Source organism: Bacteroides sp. 1001136B_160425_E2 (genome assembly GCF_015559655.1).
Taxonomy (GTDB): Bacteria; Bacteroidota; Bacteroidia; order Bacteroidales; family Bacteroidaceae; genus Bacteroides; species Bacteroides luhongzhouii.
This window is the reverse complement of the sequence record NZ_JADMQH010000005.1, coordinates 258,184-279,034: the sequence shown is the minus strand read 5'-3', so window position 1 is coordinate 279,034 and position 20,851 is coordinate 258,184. Positions and strand designations below refer to the sequence as shown.

14 protein-coding genes are annotated in these 20,851 nt (G+C 38.2%); 13 read left to right on the top strand and 1 reads right to left on the bottom strand.

The window, feature by feature from the left end:
- Positions 1 to 6: 6 nt before the first annotated feature.
- On the bottom strand, positions 7 to 588 hold the full coding sequence (locus I2I04_RS07130; protein WP_117684968.1) for an RNA polymerase sigma-70 factor: 582 nt from the start codon (positions 586 to 588) through the stop codon (positions 7 to 9).
- Between the two features lie 284 nt (positions 589 to 872).
- On the opposite strand from I2I04_RS07130, the gene guaA reads away from it, so the two are divergent.
- The 13 genes from guaA to I2I04_RS07065 all read left to right on the top strand — a co-directional run bounded on the left by guaA (position 873) and on the right by I2I04_RS07065 (position 20,768).
- Complete coding sequence (gene guaA / locus I2I04_RS07125; RefSeq protein ID WP_195472578.1) at positions 873 to 2,180, top strand: glutamine-hydrolyzing GMP synthase; 1,308 nt, start codon at positions 873 to 875, stop codon at positions 2,178 to 2,180.
- A gap of 1,034 nt (positions 2,181 to 3,214) precedes the next feature.
- A complete protein-coding gene (locus tag I2I04_RS07120; RefSeq protein ID WP_143260028.1) occupies positions 3,215 to 3,763 on the top strand; it encodes an RNA polymerase sigma-70 factor in 549 nt (182 codons plus the stop codon).
- 15 nt (positions 3,764 to 3,778) lie between these two features.
- A complete protein-coding gene (locus I2I04_RS07115; protein ID WP_195472580.1) occupies positions 3,779 to 4,933 on the top strand; it encodes a FecR family protein in 1,155 nt (384 codons plus the stop codon).
- 193 nt (positions 4,934 to 5,126) lie between these two features.
- Positions 5,127 to 8,570 (top strand): SusC/RagA family TonB-linked outer membrane protein, encoded by a 3,444-nt coding sequence (locus I2I04_RS07110; protein ID WP_229126942.1) that lies wholly within the window; start codon positions 5,127 to 5,129, stop codon positions 8,568 to 8,570.
- Positions 8,571 to 8,584: 14 nt separating this feature from the next.
- Complete coding sequence (locus I2I04_RS07105) at positions 8,585 to 9,970, top strand: RagB/SusD family nutrient uptake outer membrane protein (protein WP_143260025.1); 1,386 nt, start codon at positions 8,585 to 8,587, stop codon at positions 9,968 to 9,970.
- Positions 9,971 to 9,995: 25 nt separating this feature from the next.
- Positions 9,996 to 10,865 carry a hypothetical protein gene (locus I2I04_RS07100; protein ID WP_195654671.1) on the top strand — a complete coding sequence of 290 codons (870 nt, stop codon included), beginning with the start codon at positions 9,996 to 9,998 and terminating at the stop codon, positions 10,863 to 10,865.
- 53 nt (positions 10,866 to 10,918) lie between these two features.
- Positions 10,919 to 11,839, top strand: coding sequence for an ABC transporter ATP-binding protein (locus tag I2I04_RS07095; RefSeq protein WP_195654670.1), 921 nt, complete (start codon positions 10,919 to 10,921; stop codon positions 11,837 to 11,839).
- Between the two features lie 19 nt (positions 11,840 to 11,858).
- Positions 11,859 to 14,156 carry a Gldg family protein gene (locus I2I04_RS07090; RefSeq protein ID WP_195654669.1) on the top strand — a complete coding sequence of 766 codons (2,298 nt, stop codon included), beginning with the start codon at positions 11,859 to 11,861 and terminating at the stop codon, positions 14,154 to 14,156.
- Positions 14,157 to 14,180: 24 nt separating this feature from the next.
- On the top strand, positions 14,181 to 15,515 hold the full coding sequence (locus I2I04_RS07085) for a MutS-related protein (RefSeq protein WP_195654668.1): 1,335 nt from the start codon (positions 14,181 to 14,183) through the stop codon (positions 15,513 to 15,515).
- Positions 15,508 to 16,863, top strand: a complete 1,356-nt coding sequence (locus I2I04_RS07080) for a MutS-related protein (protein WP_195654667.1) — start codon at positions 15,508 to 15,510, stop codon at positions 16,861 to 16,863. Before I2I04_RS07085 ends, I2I04_RS07080 begins: the two co-directional genes overlap by 8 nt.
- Positions 16,864 to 17,397: 534 nt before the next feature.
- Entirely contained in the window at positions 17,398 to 18,033 is a 636-nt protein-coding gene (locus tag I2I04_RS07075) for a recombinase family protein (protein WP_195654666.1), read from the top strand.
- Positions 18,034 to 18,611: 578 nt separating this feature from the next.
- Complete coding sequence (locus tag I2I04_RS07070; RefSeq protein ID WP_195654665.1) at positions 18,612 to 19,016, top strand: lipocalin family protein; 405 nt, start codon at positions 18,612 to 18,614, stop codon at positions 19,014 to 19,016.
- Between the two features lie 72 nt (positions 19,017 to 19,088).
- Positions 19,089 to 20,768, top strand: coding sequence for a leucine-rich repeat domain-containing protein (locus I2I04_RS07065; protein ID WP_195654664.1), 1,680 nt, complete (start codon positions 19,089 to 19,091; stop codon positions 20,766 to 20,768).
- Positions 20,769 to 20,851: the final 83 nt, after the last annotated feature.

Genomic DNA, 20,851 nt, shown 5'->3' with positions numbered 1-20,851 from the left:
TTTTGGTTACGAAAAAAACTTGGAACTATACAAAATGTCACATAAGGGGAGCAAAAAATAGCATGTGCCCATCTGTTCTTTGATAGATTGTATAGCTCTTTTCTTTTGTGTTTTTACTGTTTCAATCGAAATTCCTAGTGCAGTAGCTATTTCTTCATTCTTTTTTCCATCCATATGCAATAAGAATATTTCCCGGCAGCGTGTTGGCAATTTATCGATAGCACGAAATAGTAGCCGGTATACTTCTTCTTCATTGGTATCTTCTTCTTCTGTGATTTCTCGATAAGTGCTTGCCAAGCGTTCAAGATAGAGAGATTCTACATTCTGATGTTTTAAATAATTAAGAGAGGCGTTTCGTATAGAATTATAAAGATAAGTCCGGAAAGAAGGTAATGATAAGAATCTCATTTTCTTTTCCCACATAGTCGCAAAAAGATCCTGTACAATATCTTCGGCAGCTTGTTGGGAAGAGAGAAAGTTGATGGCATACAACACCAATGCTTTATAATATTCATTATAAAGCTGATGATAAGCGGTTGGGCGTTGCTCATTTATACCTTTTATAAAGGAACTTTTCTCTTCGTTCATGGTGAAATATTATGTTTTATGCAGCAAATGTATAAAATATCTAGGATAAAAGAAGCCTTTCAAACTCTATAGTGTTTGTGAATGCTTCTTTTTTCTTTTTGCTTGTCTGTATAACTTCATTTTTTTCTTTGGAATAATGTAACAGCAAAAAAACGTGACTCTGTTCTGAAACTTTAGAGAATCAATGTATTATAGTCTCTCTAAAAATCTTTATATTTGCAGACCGTTTGGAAACGATAGTGAATAATAAACAATACAATAACTTAAAAAACAACCAAAATCAGATGAAGCAGGATATGATTGTTATCCTTGACTTGGGTAGTCATGAGAATACGGTATTGGCTCGCGCCATCCGTGCATTAGGAGTTTATAGTGAGATTTATCCTCACGATATCACAGTGGAAGAACTGAAAGCATTGCCCAATGTAAAGGGTATTATTATCAATGGTGGACCGAATAATGTAATTGATGGCGTTGCCATTGATGTAAATCCGGCTATCTATACTTTGGGGATTCCCGTCATGGCTGCAGGTCACGATAAAGCAACTTGTGAAGTGAAGTTGGCAGAATTTACAGATGATATTGAGGCTATAAAGGCAGCAGTGAAATCATTTGTTTTCGATGCTTGCAAAGCTGAAGCTAACTGGAACATGAAGAATTTTGTTTATGACCAGATTGAGTTGATTAGGCGTCAAGTAGGTGATAAGAAAGTTTTGCTGGCTTTGTCGGGCGGAGTTGACAGTTCTGTGGTAGCAGCTTTACTTCTGAAGGCAATTGGTAACAATCTGGTTTGCGTACATGTTAATCATGGTTTGATGCGTAAGGGAGAGTCTGAAGATGTGGTTGAGGTATTCAGCAACCAGTTGAAAGCAAATCTTATTTATGTAGATGTAACCGATCGTTTCCTGAATAAACTGGCAGGTGTGGAAGATCCGGAACAGAAACGTAAAATTATTGGTGGTGAGTTTATTCGTGTGTTCGAAGAAGAAGCACGTAAGCTGAATGGTATTGACTTCTTGGGTCAAGGTACTATTTATCCGGATATTGTGGAAAGTGGAACGAAAACAGCTAAAATGGTGAAGTCTCACCATAACGTAGGTGGTCTGCCTGAAGACCTTAAGTTCGAGCTTGTGGAGCCATTGCGCCAATTATTTAAAGATGAAGTTCGTGCTTGTGGCTTGGAGTTGGGATTGCCTTATGAGATGGTTTACCGTCAACCTTTCCCTGGTCCAGGTTTGGGCGTACGTTGTTTAGGTGCTATTACGCGTGACCGTTTGGAGGCTGTACGTGAGTCCGATGCTATTTTGCGTGAAGAGTTTCAGATTGCCGGATTGGATAAAAAGGTATGGCAATACTTTACAGTAGTACCCGATTTTAAATCTGTTGGTGTACGTGATAATGCCCGTTCTTTTGATTGGCCGGTGATTATTCGCGCTGTCAACACGGTAGATGCTATGACGGCTACTATCGAACCGATAGAATGGCCTATCCTGATGAAGATAACAGACCGTATCCTGAAAGAAGTGAAGAATGTAAATCGCGTTTGCTATGATATGTCACCGAAACCTAACGCGACTATAGAATGGGAATAAAGAGATTTTTTTAATGATATTTCGATAGCCTCAATTTATAGTAAGTTGAGGCTATTTTTATTGTTTAACATTGGCTTCTGACAGAAATGTAATTGAGCTTTTGTTGAACTATGTTATATTGGATTTGATTTCGGAACAACTTGGAAATTGTTTTATGTTATTTGAAGCTTATGCGCACCATTTAGTATCTTGTTTGGGCAGTTGAACGAATGGGAAAAACTGTAGATGAATATGTTTTGGAAAATCCTAAGTTTCAGCAATGGTTAGATGTAACGAAGCTTCCCACTTTTAAAAATATAGAATAGTTTACTCGTAAATTTTATGCACCACTGGGATATATGTTAAAAAAATCAAGAAACTTTTCCCATACCTTTTTGGGTAAAAAAGAAAACAGAGCCCATAACATCAATGTTTACGATATTATAATCGAGATGAAGGAACGTCAAGAGTGACTTTCTGAATATCTTCGTAGAATGGATTTTGGACAGATTGACTTTGTCGTCATCTTTAGTATCTTTTCAATTATATAATATTTGGAAAAATGAACCGAAAATAAAAAGAGATAATAATCAGGGCGGTAATTTTTATCCTTCTGCGATCAAAAAAAGTAGTTGCACTTTTCTAAGTCATGTAAATAATGCGTTAAATAGGAATATGTTGCTTCACATGGATGCTTATCGTCTGACGGGTTTGAAAGGCGATACATTTCACAAAATCTTGAATTCCTCTTTTTTTATCCAAGATTATGAAATATATAATAGATTCAAACAGCTTTATAACTCCTCACCGTACCTTTTGTCCAACAAATGTAGGGATAAGTTGTTGGAATTTAATCCTAAAAACAATATTTATATACAGATATTTATGAATAACCAGTCAAATCTCTCGAAGTCCATGCAGTCTATCCTATCTAGTGTTGTTGATAATATGAAGCATCTCAAAAGATTATTCAAAATTTGATGTGATTACCTTACACATAAATAGAAATAATTTCTTTATTTTGCAATAATTAAAGGTGCATTCATAATAGCAGAATGGATATAGAAAAAGAGAAAACATTCAAAATGTTATTTGAGAAACATTATCAGCAATTATATCAGCATGCTCTCAGTTTTATGAAAGATGAAGAGACTGCGAAAGATATAGTAAATGACGTATTTCTATTTTTTTGGGAAAACTTCGATCGTTTTTCCAACTCAACATTATACCTTTCTCTTCTTTATACGCTCGTACGTAACCACTGCATTGATCATCTTCGCCATTATGATGTGGAAGATAAATACATACAATATTTAAAGTTTGCATTTACAGAAGAAGATATTGATTACTATACACAATACCAGGAATTATTGGATGAAGCCTTCAAACGCCTTAATGCACTCCCCAAACAAGCCCGAGAAGTGGTTTATGCATGTTTAGTCGAAGGAAAAAACTATAAAGAAGTAGCGGAACAGATGGGAATCAGTCCGAATACGGTGAAGAATCATATCGTCCAATCTTTGAGTAAAATGCGAAAAGAAACAGAAAACTCGAAAAAAAAATCATTTTATATAGTCTTTTTTTATCCCTTCCTCGTCTTATAGATAAAAGACACTGTTATGGAAGAAAAAAGATATTTGGATGAAGATCTGGAATATGCTCTTCATTTATTAAATCAACCAGAATTATTATGCGTAAAAGAAGCGGTTCAATGGTTAGATAATCCAGATCATAAAGAACTTTATTATTCTCTTTTGGCCATGCGGGAATCTATCTTATCGAACGATAAAAATAAGATAGACGTAAAAGCTGAATGGAAACAATTTAATACCCGCCATAAAGTAATGCCTGCTAAAACGTCCCGCCATTCATTTTGGTGGGGAGCTGCGGCTGCCACTATTGCATTATTGATTGCTTTCTCTTTCTTATATATATACGATCAAGATTTAACAACAGAAAAAGTAGTTGTATATACTGCTATTCCAGAAAAGACTGACGTTGTTTTGCAGACAGCGAGTGGTCGTTCCCTGAATCTGTCCTCTCAAGCAGCTATGAAAGAATTGGAAAAAGCACAGACTATTGATATCAAAAAAGATGCAATTAGCTACTTGCCTGCTCCTTCAAATGATAAAACGGCTGAGATACACACATTAAGTACCCCGCAGGGAAAGAACTTCAAAGTGGTTTTAAGCGATGGTACCGAAGTATGGATGAATGCAGAGAGCCGTTTACGTTATCCAGATCAATTCTTTGGAAATGAGCGTATTGTAGAATTGGAAGGAGAAGCTTATTTCCATGTTACTAACAATAAAAAGCAACCATTTATTGTAAAGACTAAAACTGCAACGACGCGTGTCTTAGGTACTAAGTTCAACTTTAGAGCCTACGATTATGAGAACACCCATGTTACATTAATTAATGGTAGTGTTGTAGTAACTGAGTCCAACAGCCAACAGCAAGTTTTACTTCACCCGGGTGAAGATATACAAATAGACAAAGAACATAAGATAACAGTAAATTCTGTCGACATTCGCAGTTTTATAGCCTGGTGTGACGGATATTTCTATTTCAAAGATGTTGAACTGAGTGAAATCATGCGTTCTATAGGACGCTGGTATAATCTAACCGTCGAATTCAACGATAAAGATAAGACCCATTTACGTTTTAACTTTTGGGCGCGCCAAGACAACGGAGTTGAAGATGTATTACAATTGCTAAACCAAATAGGAAAGGTGAAGGCAGAGTTAAAAGATAATGTCATCATTGTAAAATAAACAAAGACCTCTACAACTATTAACTACATTTAAATACAAAACTATGCAAAAAGAACGAAAAATCTCTCCTTCAGGAAAGAAAGGAGTGCGACCTCTTAAACTACTTTTTTCTCTTTTTTTGCTATTTCTCCTTTTAGGGACATTGACTGTATCCGCACAGAATCGGGTTTCTCTAATGCTAAGAAATGAGCCTATGGGCAAAGCATTGGATAAGGTAGCAGATGCAGCCGGAATGAAGATTAATTTTAGCACAGAAGATGTAAAAGGTTATCAAGTCAGTCTAAATATTCAAAACGGACGGATAGAAGATGTCTTGAAAGAAGTTATCGGCGATAAACCTTTCAAATACAGTATAAACAGGGAGTTTATAACAATTATTCGTACAAGTGAGCCTATTGTTCCAGAGATAAGGACTGTGACAGGAAGAGTGACGGATTCGGAAGCCGTTCCTTTGTCCGGTGTCCATATAATTATCACCGATATGCAGGGAAAACAAGTTGAGATGCTTCCAACCGACATCAATGGAGAATATACCGTAAAACTCTCTGCCGGAAAATCCTACTTTGTGAAAACTCGCTACATAGGAATGAAAGAAAAAACGGTAAAAATAAAGCCAGATGTGGCCGAAATCCCTGTTATTGTCTTGGAAGAAGACAGCAAGGCTATAGGAGAAGTCGTAGTTACCGGTTATGGTAATGTCATTAAAGGGAATTATACGGGAGCTGCCACAACAATAAAGGTAGATGATATTTTAATGCCCAGTGTTTCATCTATTGACCAAATGTTACAAGGGGTAGTTCCGGGAATGCTAGTGATGAACAAAACAGGCATGAGCGGCGCTTCTCCTAAAATCAGGGTAAGAGGTACTTCCACACTACTGGGTAGCCAGGACCCTGTTTGGGTAGTAGACGGAGTAGTACAAATAGACCCGATGCCTTTCGACCCGGAAGATAACACTAAATTTTCAGTTGATGCTGATGACATACGCCAGCTGGCCGGAAATGCCATATCATGGCTGAACCCCAATGATATAGAAACGATTACCGTACTGAAAGACGCATCCGCAACAGCCATATACGGTTCGAAAGCCGCCAACGGAGTCATTGTTGTAACCACCAAAAAAGCCTCACAAGGAAGAATCTCTGTAAATTATAATAGTGACTTTTCCATAGGCATGCGTCCTAGATATGGTATGTACGACCAAATGAATTCAGCGGAATCCATGCAACTATCGAAAGATATATATGATGAAAGACGGTCATACACAACTCCGATCCTGCCTATCGGCTACGCAGGATTGGTACAGAAGATGCTTAACAAAGAAATCACATTTGAAGAGATGAATCGGGAATACCAGACAATGGCCGCACGGAACACGGATTGGTTCAAATTATTATTCCGCAATTCATTTAACCAATCGCATAATATCAGCATCAGTGGAGGAAACGAAAAAATAATGAATCGTACCTCTTTCGGCTATACAGGTGAAAAAGGAGAAGCAAAAGGAAATGATATGAACTTATTTACGGCTACTTCGAACACAACCATAAACTTCAGTTCTAAATTGATAGTCAATATGCTATTGAAAGCAAGCGTACGTGATGTAAACGGATTTGCCTACAATGTGAACCCGTTCGATTACGCATACAATACTTCACGCGCCATACCTGCTTATAATAACGACGGTACTTTATTTTACCATGAAAAGATCGGAGAATACAACCCGGAAAATGGTAAGAATATGTATAATTACAACATCTTGAATGAGATGAACCATACAGGAAGTGAAGGCAACACCCGCACATTTGGCTCAACGATTGATCTCAAATGGCGTATTCTGCCTTATTTGGAATATCAAGGTATCGTTTCCTACGCCAGTTCATCTTCGGACTCAAAGAAATATGCAAGCGAACGTTCTTTTTATATTACGCAACTTCGCGGATACGAATATGGTACCGCTTTAACAAACAGCCCGGAGATGAATGCTTCACGATTACCTTTCGGTGGTATTCTGGAAACGGATTTGGCTAATACGTCTACTGTGATGGTCCGCAATAGTCTTGTGTACGACCAATTGTTTAAGAACACACATAGATTTACCTTTCAGCTGGGTATTGAAACCAATTCGGTAAAGACAAAAGGCGATTCGAACAAACGCTACGGATATCTCCCTGACCGTGGTGAAACTTTTGCCACCCCACCGCTTGTCTATATATTTCAGGGTAATGAAACAATCAATAATGAGATTGCAAACGGAGCGGCCAGCGTTATTAACCGACGAAACAATTCGTTAAGCGAATATATGTCAGCCGTTTATACATACAATGATTTATATGTGTTTAATTTTAATGGCCGTGTAGACGCATCCAATCGTTTCGGACAGGATAAGAACAAGCGTTTTGAGCCCACATGGTCAGCCGGACTAAAATGGAGAATAGCCAACGAACGTTTTGCTAAAAAAACATGGTGGCTCAACAATTTGGATCTTTATGCCTCTTGGGGCTATCAAGGAAATGCCGTAACAGCGGTTTCTCCTTATCTGATTGCTTATGACGGTGGTTTGGACAATCGGTATAATGAATATATTCTGAAAATTAAATCATTACCTTATCCTGACTTGGGATGGGAAAAAACAAGAACCTATAACTTTGGTCTGGATGGTTCGCTTCTGAACGGACGCTTAAACTTTACAGTGAACTATTTTCAGAAAGTAAGCGACGTACTTTCTTCCCGCAACATTCCTTACGAGAATGGATTTGCCAACGGCATAGTATCAGGTTCCACCATGAAGAATTACGGCTATGATTTCGTGATAGACGTAATTCCTGTCCGTACAAAAAATGTTACCTGGCAGTTATCTTTGAATACGGCCGTTTCACGCAACAAGATAGACAAGAACGACCGTGTGAACACGCTGAACGATTTTCTATCGGGCGCAGCTATTGTAAACGGCAGACCTTATTCTACATTTTACTCGTATAAACTGACCGGTCTGAATCCGGAAAACGGTTTACCTATGTTCGATAAAATGGATTTAAAAGATGGAAAAAGCCCTATGGACTTCTTAGTCGAATCTGGAAAGTTCACACCTGATTTTTCCGGTGGATTGAACACCATGATTAAATATAAGAACATTTCACTATATGCATTGTTTGCCATTCAATGGGGCGGCCACGCACGCTTGCCTAAACTCTATTCCGGAGCCACCGACACGCAGTCGGGATTACCCCGTCCGGAACAAAATGTCTCAAAAAAATTGATTAACTGCTGGAAAAAGCCGGGAGACGAAGCATTTACCAACATTCCTTCCCTGCCAGGAGCCGGCAATGAGACCATTGAACTGCCAATCACAGCTACTTCACAAAAAATATCGACAAACTTATATCACATGTATAATATGTCGGACGCAAGAGTGGCAAACACAAACTTTATCCGTTGCCGTTCTATCTCTCTAGCTTATGAATTCATTCAGCAAGATTGGTTGAAACGTTTATTTATCAGACGTATGCAAGTGAAAGCGAGCATGACGAACCCATTTATGTGGGTATCAGATAAAAAGTGGGACGGATTGGATCCGGAAACCGGTAATTGGCCGGTTCGTAAAGTTATGTCTTTATCCTTACAAGTTTCTTTCTAAAAAACACAAGAACAATGATTGATATAAAAAAAATAATAATAGGTTTAATCGGAATGTTGACGCTGGGCGCTTGTTCCGATTTTCTGGAAGAACAATCACAAGACGAAGTGATTGTGCAAACAGTTGCAGACTACAGCCAGTTCTTATTAGGCTCTGCTTACGGAATGGGGTATTACGACCTGCTATACTTGCTTGATGATGATGTGGAGTTGGAAGAAAAGCAATATTACGGTGGCGACAACCTCAATGCCATCAATTATTACGGATATTTCACCTGGCAGCCGGACATGTGGGAAAGGTGGTTTAAATTAACCGATATATACATCGACATTTACAGCCAACTGAAAGGTGTGAATGCCACCTTGGACGGCATTGATGATGCTACCGGATCTGACATAGAGAGAGATTATGTGAAAGGTGAGGCTTACGGGTTGCGTGGGTTCTATTATTTCCTGTTAGTCAACCTGTATGGAGAGCCCTATCATTCCAACCGACAGGCGTTAGGCGTACCTTTGAAGTTAACGGCAGGACTGACTGAAAATGGAATTGAACGAAACACGGTGGAAGAAGTATATAAACAGATTGTAAATGACTTGAAAGTTTCTGCAGAATTGTTTGAGAGACATCCGAAACGCGGAAAGAATTTCCGGTTCAATTTGACTTCCGCTTATATCATGCTGTCACGCGTTTACTTATATATGGAACAGTGGGAAGATGCAGCCAAAGCAGCAAGCAGGGCTATTGAAACAGCGGAAGGCTTGACCAACTATACAACAATGACCAGTCTCACCATAGCCACCTACAAACATTCGGAAGTGGAATGGCGCTATGGCAGAGGGCAATTAAAAACAGGATATCGTCCTTCACAAACATTGCTTGACCTTTATGATGACAATGATTGCCGGAAAAAATTCTGGTTTAGTATTGGCGGTTTTACAGGAACTACTACGTCTAAAAAAAATCCCGATTATTCCGAAGGGGTTTCCGGACCGACAAACACCTTGCGCATTTCCGAAGCCTACCTGAACCGTGCAGAAGCATACGCACAAATGGAAGGTAAAACAGACAAAGCATTGGCGGACTTGAACACATTACGCCGATACCGTATTGTGGGATATGAAGACATCACGGATATATCCAACTTGTTGGATGAAATCAGAGTTGAACGCAGGCTGGAACTCTGTTTTGACGAACAGCGCTGGTTTGACTTGCGCCGCTACGGAATGCCAAGCATTACCCATAGATATAAAGCCAAAAAGGAAGATGTCTGGTTGACTTTCACACTGAAAGAAAAAGATCCGCTCTACACGATACCTCTTTCTACAATCGTAATGAACAATAACAACAGCTTGAAGCAGAATGCATCGGCTTATGAGCCAGCACGCAAAGGCAATGAATAAAAATAAACCTAAATAAACAGATATAATGAACAGAAAAAATATATACTTCACCTTATTACTGAGCATATCTCTATTGTCATGCTCTAAAGAAGATGATTTAGGAAAGATAGAGCCGCTTGAACCTGACTATGTTTTGCCGCAAGGCAAGTCTCCGGCCGACAACCGCATCGTTGATTTCTACAACCAATACGGAACTTATGTCCTGTACGAATTTACAGAAACCGATTTCAACTGGAGCCAGATGGAAGGTTCATCAAGCAATTATACATTTACGAAAGCCGACCCACAGTATGCAGGCGAAATGCTGGATTTGTTGGAGGATACTTGGGTTTCGCTTTATCCGGCAGATTTTCATAAAAAATATATGCCTTACAAAATATTCCTGACTAAAGAACTTTTTGAGGGCTCTTCTGCCAAACCTGTAGACGTATGGGTGTCGCAGGGGCAAATAGCAATCAGCCACTGTTCCGCCGCTTTGAAAGAGATGTCTGCGGAAGACAAGATGACTTTCAAACGCAGCATACAACAAGCTTTATGGAATAAATGGGCGGATAAGTTAGAGATACCTAATGGTTTCTTTACATTGAGCGACTATTCAAAAAATGGAAATAGCGACCCCAATTCTCCTGATTATCCAAGAACCCGGGGATTTGTGGCTAATAACGGCAAAGAATGGGCTATCCTTTCAGGTCATGAATGGTGGGTAGCTAAGTCATTGGATAAAATGAATGATCTGAAAGCTTATCTCGGCAGTATGGCAGGGCGGACATCAGAAGAATGGATATCCGATTTGGAATATCCTTTAGTAAAACAGAAATATGATATATTGAGGAATTATATTTCGGAAACTTATAGTTTCGATATCCAAAAGGTGGGCGACACCGTTTGCAAGTAACAGGTTAATAAAAAATCAGCCTGACTAGAATATATAAAATAGACAAATATAAAATGGAAGAAGTTATTGTTAAAGTCGAAAATTTATCTCATCGCTATAGCGTGCAATGGGCAATCAGAGACATCAATTTTGAGATCCTTAAAAATGGTGTTTATGGTTTGCTCGGCTCTAACGGAGCCGGCAAGTCAACTACAATGAACATCATGTGCGGTGTCTTGAAACCTACTCAAGGTAATGTTTTTATCAAAGGAATCAACACTCGTGAAAACCCGGTGGAAGCCAAACGGCATATTGGCTTCTTACCACAACAACCGCCTTTGCACATTGATTTAACTGTAGAAGAATATCTTGAATACAGTGCCAGCCTTCGCCAAATTCCTGCTAAACAGGTTCGCGCGGCCGTAGTAGAGGTAATGGGGAAATGCGGAATCTCTCATTTCCAAAAACGACTGATTCGCAATTTATCCGGAGGATACCAGCAAAGAGTGGGCATTGCACAAGCTATTATCCATAAACCGGACTTTGTAGTATTGGACGAGCCCACCAACGGATTGGATCCGAATCAAATTCTGGAAATTCGCCATTTGATAAAAGAAATAGCAGAAGAACGTACCGTTGTGCTTTCCACACATATTCTTTCGGAAGTGCAGGCCACCTGCAAACACATCCGTATGATCGAGCAAGGCAAACTGGTGTTTGTCGGAACTGTGGACGAATTTGATAATTACATTACGCCAAGTTCCGTATGCGTATCGTTATTGGCAAGACCTTCAACAGAAGAGCTTTCTGCCATACCGGGACTTGTCAAAGTGGAAGAGTTGGGTGGAACAAAATTCCGCCTTCATTTTACCAATGCCCAAGAAATGCTGGAAAAGGTAGTAGAAATCAGTTCCACACGAGGTTGGCGCTTGAACGAAATCTATTTAGAAAAAAGTTCACTAAATGACATATTCGCTAAATTATCCAAGAAATAAATCATTATCCAAAAAATTCATGAGAACGATATATAAAATAGCAAAAACAGAGCTGCAAACTCTGTTCTATTCACCTGTGGCCTGGCTTGTCATAGTCATATTCATATTTCAGACAGGCATGACTTTTACAAATATGATAGATGGGTTGGTACGCAATCAATCGTTGGGATACGAAGTGACTGCTGTTACAGCAAATACATTCGCTAATCCATGGGGTGGCGTATTTCCAGCTATTCAAGGGTACTTATTCCTTTATATTCCTTTGTTAACAATGGGGTTGATGAGCCGTGAATTTGGCAGCGGTTCCATCAAATTGCTATACTCATCGCCTGTTACAAACATACAAATCATTTTAGGAAAGTTCTTGTCTATGATGATTTATGGACTGGTATTGATTGCATTAGTGCTCATATTTGTGATTTTCGGCGCATTTTCGATAAAAGATTTTGATTTTCCACAAGTTTTTGCTGGTTTGTTGGGTATCTACCTTCTAATTTGCGCCTATGCCGCAGTAGGTCTTTTTATGTCGAGTCTGACTTCATATCAGGTAGTGGCAGCCATGCTGACGTTGGCCATGCTGGGTGCACTGAACTATGTAAAAGACATGTGGCAGGATATTGAATTTGTACGCGACATAACTTATTGGTTATCTATTTCAGGACGCGCAACCGAATTTGTGCGTGGGTTGATATGCAGTGAAGATCTTCTCTACTTCATCATCGTAATAACCATGTTCTTGACTTTAGCCATCATACGCCTACAGGCATGCCGCCAGAAAAGTCCATGGTTACTGACTTTGGGCAAATATACAGGAGTCATCTTGCTAGCTTGTTTTTTAGGATATTTATCTTCACGTCCTATGTTAATGGGTTATTACGATTCCACTGCCACCAAAATAAATACTTTGACTCCCAACAGTCAGGATGTCATCAGCCGTCTGGATGGCGGGTTGACCATAAAAAGTTATCTCAACGCACTAGATGAGCGGGATATATGGACGGCGGCTCCTTCGCGGGTTAAAACCGACCAGGAACGTTTCAGGCAGTATGTCCGTTTCAAACCGGATATAAAATTAGAATACATATACTATTATGACACCATCCAAAGCGTATCGCAAAACAACCGTTTCCCCAACATGAATACGGAGCAACGCGCCAAAGAGATCATGCGCATTCACAACATGGATTCTACCCTATTCTTGACACCGGCACAAATCCGTAAACAAATTGATTTGTCCGGTGAAGGCAATCTTTTTGTTCGCGTACTTGAACGAGAGAACGGGCAAAAAACATTCTTGCGTGTATTTGATGATATGCAACACCTTCCGGGAGAATCTGAAATCACTGCAGCGTTTAAGCGTATCGCAATGCAACTGCCTAGCGTAGGCTTCCTTACCGGACATGGCGAAAGAGACATAAACCTTGTGGGGGACAGAGCTTACAGTACTTTTGCCTTAGATAAGAAATTCCGTTATGCATTGATAAATCAAGGTTTTGACGTAACGAATGTGAGCTTGGACAATGAAATACCTAATGATATAAACATCATGGTCATTGCCGAAATGAAAGAGCCTCTTACGGAAGCGGAAGAACAACGTTTGGATCATTATATAGCTCGTGGTGGAAATCTATTAATTACATGTGAACCAAGCCGTTCGATGGCTACAAGCGTGTTATTGGATAAACTCGGCGTTAAATTATCTCAAGGAATTCTGGTGAATCCGACAGAGAATTTCCTGGCTGACCTGATAGTAGCCAATCCAACCCAAGAAGCGACAGACCTGAACTTCTATTTTTCCGAAATGAAAAAGAGTGGAAGAAGCCTTGTCATGCCCGGTGTTGCCGGACTGGAATATACCGAAGACAAAGGATATACAGTTGTTCCTTTGTTTGTAACCGACTCGTTGGCATGGAACGAGGTGGAAACAACCAACTTCGTAGATGAACAACCTGTGCTGTCTGCAAATAAGGGAGAAGTACGGAAATCACATGCAACGGCATTGGCCCTTTCACGTAAAGTAAAAGACAAAGAACAAAAAATAATGATATTGGGCGATGCCGATTGCTTCAGTAATGGAGAATTAAGCATGACCCGTAAAGGAATTTCCTCATCCAACTATTCTGTCCTCATGGGAGGATTCTATTGGATGTCGGACAATGAAGTGCCCATTGATGTCCGTCGCCCGGCTGTCCCTGATAATGAAATTTATCTGAACGAACACCAGATCGGAACATGGAAGCTACTTCTGACATGGGTTTTACCGGGAATACTTCTGATTATTTCCATCATTATTTGGCTGAGAAGACGAGGAAGGTAAAATAACATTTGAATTTAATTACTTATGGTTTTTCAGATAGATACGCAGACATTGAATGATTTGGCCGTTTTCGGGACAGGACGGACAAAAACAATATATGAGATATTCAATCGGGTGAAGACTCGGGGAGGTGCGAAATTATTGGAGGAAATGTTCCTATATCCACTTGCTGAAGTGAAAACAATACAGAAACGAGTGAATATGATTCGTTACTACGGAGAGCATAAGACAGTTTTTCCGTTCCGCAGCAGCATATTTGATGCTGTTGAGTTTTATCTTGACAACACGGACAGCAGAAGCCAATTGATGATGCAAGACAATACACTGGAACGCAAAGTGAAAAGCTTCATTACCACAGATGCTGAATATTCATGGATACATGGCGGAATCATGGGATGCCTGGAACTATTCAATACATTGGACGACTTTTTGAGGGCTCCTGAAGACGAAACGTATACAAATATAGCAGAGATACATACAACATTGCGTCAATTGTTACAAAACGAAAAATGGAGTTGGTATCCGGATGAGAAAGGAAAGAAGAAGATTAGTTATGAAAAGGCTGTGAGTTATGACAAAATTTTGCGATTTGAAGAAGGTGGACGCATCCGTAAGATGTTATATTATGTCTATTTAATAGATGTCTATACCACAGTGGCACAGATTGCAGGCGAGCGAAAGTTCACTTATCCGCAAGTTTACCCTTCCGAACGTAATATTCTGAGTTTGAAGGGTGTGTTCCATCCTTTTCTGTCCCATCCGGTAGGCAACACTCTTTATGTAGATAAGGACAGTAGCATAATATTTCTGACCGGTGCTAATATGGCCGGAAAATCAACATTCATGAAGTCCGTTTCTATTGCGGTATATCTTGCTCATGTCGGTTTTCCCGTTCCTGCGGAATCAATGGAGTTCTCTGTATATGACGGCATGTTTACGACAATCAACCTGCCGGATAATCTGAACATGGGATACAGTCATTTCTATTCAGAGGTGCTGCGTCTGAAAAAGGTAGCGCAACAAATGGAGCAAGGAGCAAGACTGTTTATTGTTTTTGACGAGTTATTTCGAGGAACAAACGTAAAAGACGCTTATGACGCAACATTAGCTGTGACAGAAGCTTTTGCTGAAGTATCGGATTGCACTTTCATCATTTCCACCCATATCATTGAGGTAGGAACCACATTGAAAGAGCGCTGCAACAACATTCGCTTTGTTTACCTGCCCACTTCAATGGACGGTAATAAACCTGTATACACTTACCATCTCACAGAAGGTATTACAAACGATCGTCATGGAATGATAATTATTAATAACGAGAAAATCATTGATATTATAAACGGCAAAGAAGATGAATAAGAATTTTGAAATAGACAAGCAAACCTTGAATGACTTAAACATTCTGGGGAAATATAAAAACAATTCGATTTATAGCCTTTTTTGCGATACGACTACTCATGGCGGCGAATTGTTGCTGGAACAAATGTTTAATCATCCGTTAACGAATGCAGAAGAAATAAATAAACGAAGTGCAGTCTTCAAATGCTTTAGCGACCATACGTCAACGTTTCCGGAAAATCATGAGAATTTTGAGATTGTAGAGCAATACCTTACTGGCTCCAATGGTGGAGGACATTGGGTAAATTCATTCTTTCGCCTTTGTAAATTAGAAGCTATGAAGTTGCTCAGTAACGATCCGCGCCTACATATCTGGCAGGAACAAGTGAGCATCACACTTGCTTTTTTGAAAAAAGCGTCGACATATCTGGAAACATTACCCGAAGTGCTGAAAGGAACTTCTTTAGAGGAACGTGTAACGTATGGGATAACCCTGCTGCGGAACGGTCAAATGCGCCGGTTGCTATCGGTAGATGCCAGTGAGAATATGAATTTGAAAGATTTATTTATCCTCGACAAAGCATTGTCATACTCTCTGAACGATTCTTTGTTAAAGTTATTGGAGCTGTTTTATGAATTGGATGTGGCTATCGTGGTGGGTAGAGTAGCTAAAGAACGGAAATTCTGTTTTGCAACAGCTTACGCTGATCATGAAGTATCTGTGAGCATTTGCGGATTATTCCATCCTCACATACCGGGAGCAATATCCAACGACTTGGAAATAACGAGAAACAAAAACATATTTTTCCTGACGGGAGCGAATATGGCCGGAAAATCGACCTTAATGAAATCTTTCGGAATAGCGGTTTATATGGCTCACATGGGATTTCCCATAGCGGCAAAAAACATGCAATTCACAGTGCAGGACGGGATGTACACCTCTATCAATGTACCGGACAATATAAATATGGGATACAGTCATTTTTATGCAGAAGTATTAAGGGTAAAGAAAGTGGCAATAGAAGTGAGCCTTTCCAAACGGTTAGTTGTTATTTTCGACGAATTGTTCAAAGGAACGAATGTGAAAGACGCCTATGATGCCACTTTGGCCGTGACCGCCGCATTGGCAAAAAGACGCACTTGTTCGTTTATGATATCAACACATATCATAGAAGTCGGACAGGATTTGGCAAAATCATGTAATAATGTATCATTCTCCTACTTACCTACTATAATGAAGGAGAAAGTCCCGACTTATACATACCGCTTGGAAACAGGTATTACTAATGACAAGCATGGAATGATTATTATTGAAAATGAACACATTGTAGATATCATCCGCAGAAGAAAACAACCCCAGAAAAAATGAGAGATTCATCATGCAAATTATTATTGTATCACTTCGGGTATGTTGCAGTTTTCAGATTATACATGCATTTATATCGGACCTACGTTAAATAACATCTTAACGGACAATTAATATTACATTTTTTATATAATACAACAAGAGGCTATCTGTATTTTTTATTCTTCTGTTAAAAGATCCCTTTCCGTTTGACTTTCACCTGATTATTGTTTTTTTTTATACATAACTGGGCGGAAAGTTTATTAGGGCATTTCCACAACTTGATTTTTAAACGACTATTAAGAACAGAAGGAATTCAGGATAAATACGTAAATCCATATACCGATTTCGGATTTAAATTGCTTTTGGGTACAGCTATGAATAAGGATTGTGTTCCGTTAATCTTGCTTGTTCTTTATAGTTGGCTTATGGGATGATGAGGAAGCGGATAAACGTCACTAACTATTTATTGTGTTCAAAACAGGAATGTGTTCAAATAAACCTGCAAAGGTGATTTGAACACATTTTTTCGTATTATCAATTTAATCAAAGAATAAAATGAAAACAGCCGTAATATACGCTCGTGTTTCGTCAAGTAATGACAGACAGGACACGAGCAGACAAATAGAGGATTTAAAGAAATATGCTATCTCACAGGATATAGAAATAGTAAACACATTCCAGGAGCATATTTCAGGTGCAAAGAAAATAGAGGAAAGACAGATTTTAGGAGAATGTTTGGAATACTGTAAACGTGAATCTGTGGATATCCTACTTTTGTCTGAATTGTCAAGACTAGGAAGAAGTACATTACAGGTTCTTCGTTCTTTGGATATATTGCATGAATCGAAAGTATCGGTTTACATACAGAACTTGGGCTTATATACTTTGCAACCAAATGGGGAAGTTAATCCAATAGCGTCTATCATGGTGACAGTACTTGCAGAAATGGCAAATATCGAAAGAAGCAATATCCAATACCGTTTGAATAGTGGTAGGGCAAATTATATTGCCAAAGGTGGTAAACTTGGCAGAAAGACAGGTTCAACCAAAACGGATGATAAGAAGAAAGAGGAATATAAAGAAGTCATATCTTTACTAAAGAAAGGCTATTCAATTAGAAATATAGCTAAGCTACAAAGTATTGGTATTTCCACCGTTCAACGGATCAAAAATCAATTTATAAAGCCATAATCATAAAATATCGGTGGGGTGGAAAAATTCAGAGATTTAGTTTTTATATGGGTAGTCTTGAATTTTTCCACTACCATAGATTTATAAAGCAGAAATAACCCTCAACTTTTAATAAACAATAGTTCTTGCTATTACAAACGCTTTTCGTAACTTTGTGGCAATTTCAGATACCTAATGTGTTGGGACTGAAAGGACATATTAGTTAACGAAGAGCGTTTAAGATATTATCTTGTACTGGAATCTGGACAATTTCATAACACAAAGATAATAGGCAAGAACGCTCACGTCAATGTTATATACCTATCTTATATTGGATAGTCTATATATCGTTTGGCGTGGGCTATTGTTTGTTATTTGTGTTAGGGCAGTCCAGAGCCACAGTACGATAATATTCAATAGTTCCCACGCTTTTCTCATTGTGTAATATATCCAAAGGGAACAGGGTAGATAAAACGATATATAACTACGAATCAGACATTAAGAAACAATTTTTGCTACTATCTTTTAAGTAGCCAACTCAATTTTTGAGCAGCTTATACTACAAATTAAATTATTAACGAAAAGATTATTTACAGAATATGAAGACATTTAGATTTTTTGCGACTTTATTGGTTATTGCTTTATGTGCAGGTTTTACTTCTTGTAGCGATGACGATGATGAAAATCCGTTAGTAGGTACTTGGGTAAGTATAGAGAATAGAAACTCTGTGGAATATAAGGACGTAATGACTATTAATTCAGACGGTACAGGTTCAAGTGCAATCTATACTAATGGGCAATTAGATAAAGACGGAGTAGAAAATTTTAGATATACCTATGACGAAAATAGTAAGGTCTTTACTTGGATATGGGAAGAAGATAGCGACGGAGAGAGTGATGTTTATTCAATGCACGTTAGAGAACTGACAGGCTCTAAATTAGTTTTAGTTGATGATATGGATGAAGAAGGTGAAGGAGAGGTAATAACATACACAAAACAATAATTGGGATTAACAGTATAGTGCTAGTCTTATTAGGCTAGCATTTGTATTTGATTTTTAGGCAATAAAGAATTTATGAAAGAAAGAATATTGTGCTCTTTAAAAAATATCTCCTTTGTCATTATCATTGCATTATTAGGAACTGCGTGTGGGGATGATAAGGAAGAAAGTATTAATGTTGGTAATGAAGGTGGTAATGGAACAGTTATTGGAACTGTTGCTAAGGTTGATGTAAAAAAGGCAGGTTCATTGTCAAGTCTGATTGGTGATGATGTTAGGTTTAATATTACGGATTTAACTGTTACGGGAGATATTAATGGGGATGATATTGCATTAATCCGTGAAATGGCAGGTGCAGATGTTAATGGGGACGAAACGAAGGGACATTTATCTAAACTTAATCTCAAAGACGCTAATATAGTTGCAGGTGGAAATCCATATTATATTAATACAGGAATCTTTTACTCAAAAAGGGATGTTGTAGGTTCGTATATGTTTAGTAACTGTGATAAATTAACCAGTGTCATACTACCTAATAGTGTGATAGAAATTGGGAGTTATATCTTTAATGAGATAGTAAATACTGAATCTCATTCAATAGCGGAAGAGAATGCGACTTTAACCTCTATCGCTATAGGAAATAAAACAGCTATTATTGGAAATTACGCTTTTTATGCTTGTACAGGGTTAACAGAAATTAATATGCCCAATAGTGTTAACGAAATTGGTGATTATGTATTTTGGCAATGTAATAATCTTGTGAGAATTGACCTTGCTTCCGTTTCAAAAATGGAAATAAGTGCTTTTTGGGGATGTGATAAACTCGTTGAATTTGTCGTTTCAGAGGATAATTCTAATTATTCTTCTTTGGGTGGAGTGCTTTTCAATAAAGATAAGTCCATATTGATAATATATCCAAAGGCTAGACCAAACCAAAGTTATATAATTCCTAATAGTGTAATAACTGTTGAAGACAATGCTTTTGATAATGCTTATTTAACATCAATTACCATAGGAGACAAAGTTTCGCAAATGAAATTTTCAAATGTTGGAACACATTTAAAAGAATATATTGTTACAAACAATAACGCCAATTATTTGTCTTTAGATGGAGTATTATTCAATAAAAATAAAACAGAATTAATAGCATATCCAATTGATAAGATTAGTTCAAACTACATTGTTCCTAGTAGTGTAACCAAAATTAGTGATTCTGTTAAATTTAGCTTGAATCTATCTACTTTGAATTTGAATAATGTTACTGAAATTCAAGAGCCTACTATATTTGGTACTTATGTGAAAGAATTTATTGTTTCTGCTACTAATCCACGCTATTCTACAAAGGATAATGTTTTATTTAATAAAGAGCAAACATCTCTGATTGCCTATCCAATGGCAGCAATAAAAGAATATAAACCGAATGGGCAAGGAAGCAGCTATATAATTCCAAATGGGGTAACAAATATATCTGCTTATGCCTTTTATCCTGTTGCGAATTTCCTTTTGCCCCCTTTTCCAGATTGGGAGTTTTACCCATTAGAAACTCTGACAATACCTGTTGGTGTAGAACGGATTGGTGCATGTGCCATTTATGGAGCAAAGAACATTCATTGTAAAAGTGAAACTCCGCCTTATCTGGATTATGCACAACATTATCCGTTAACAAATATGTATAATGTATATGTTCCTTTGAGTGCAATAAATACTTATAAACAAGCAGTAGGGTGGAGAGAAGCAAATATAATTGGAGAATAAATATCTAAAGTCGAAAAGAACAGCATTTGAAGAAATTCATTTGCTGTTTTAAATATAAACAGCAAACTTTTCTATTAACCTAT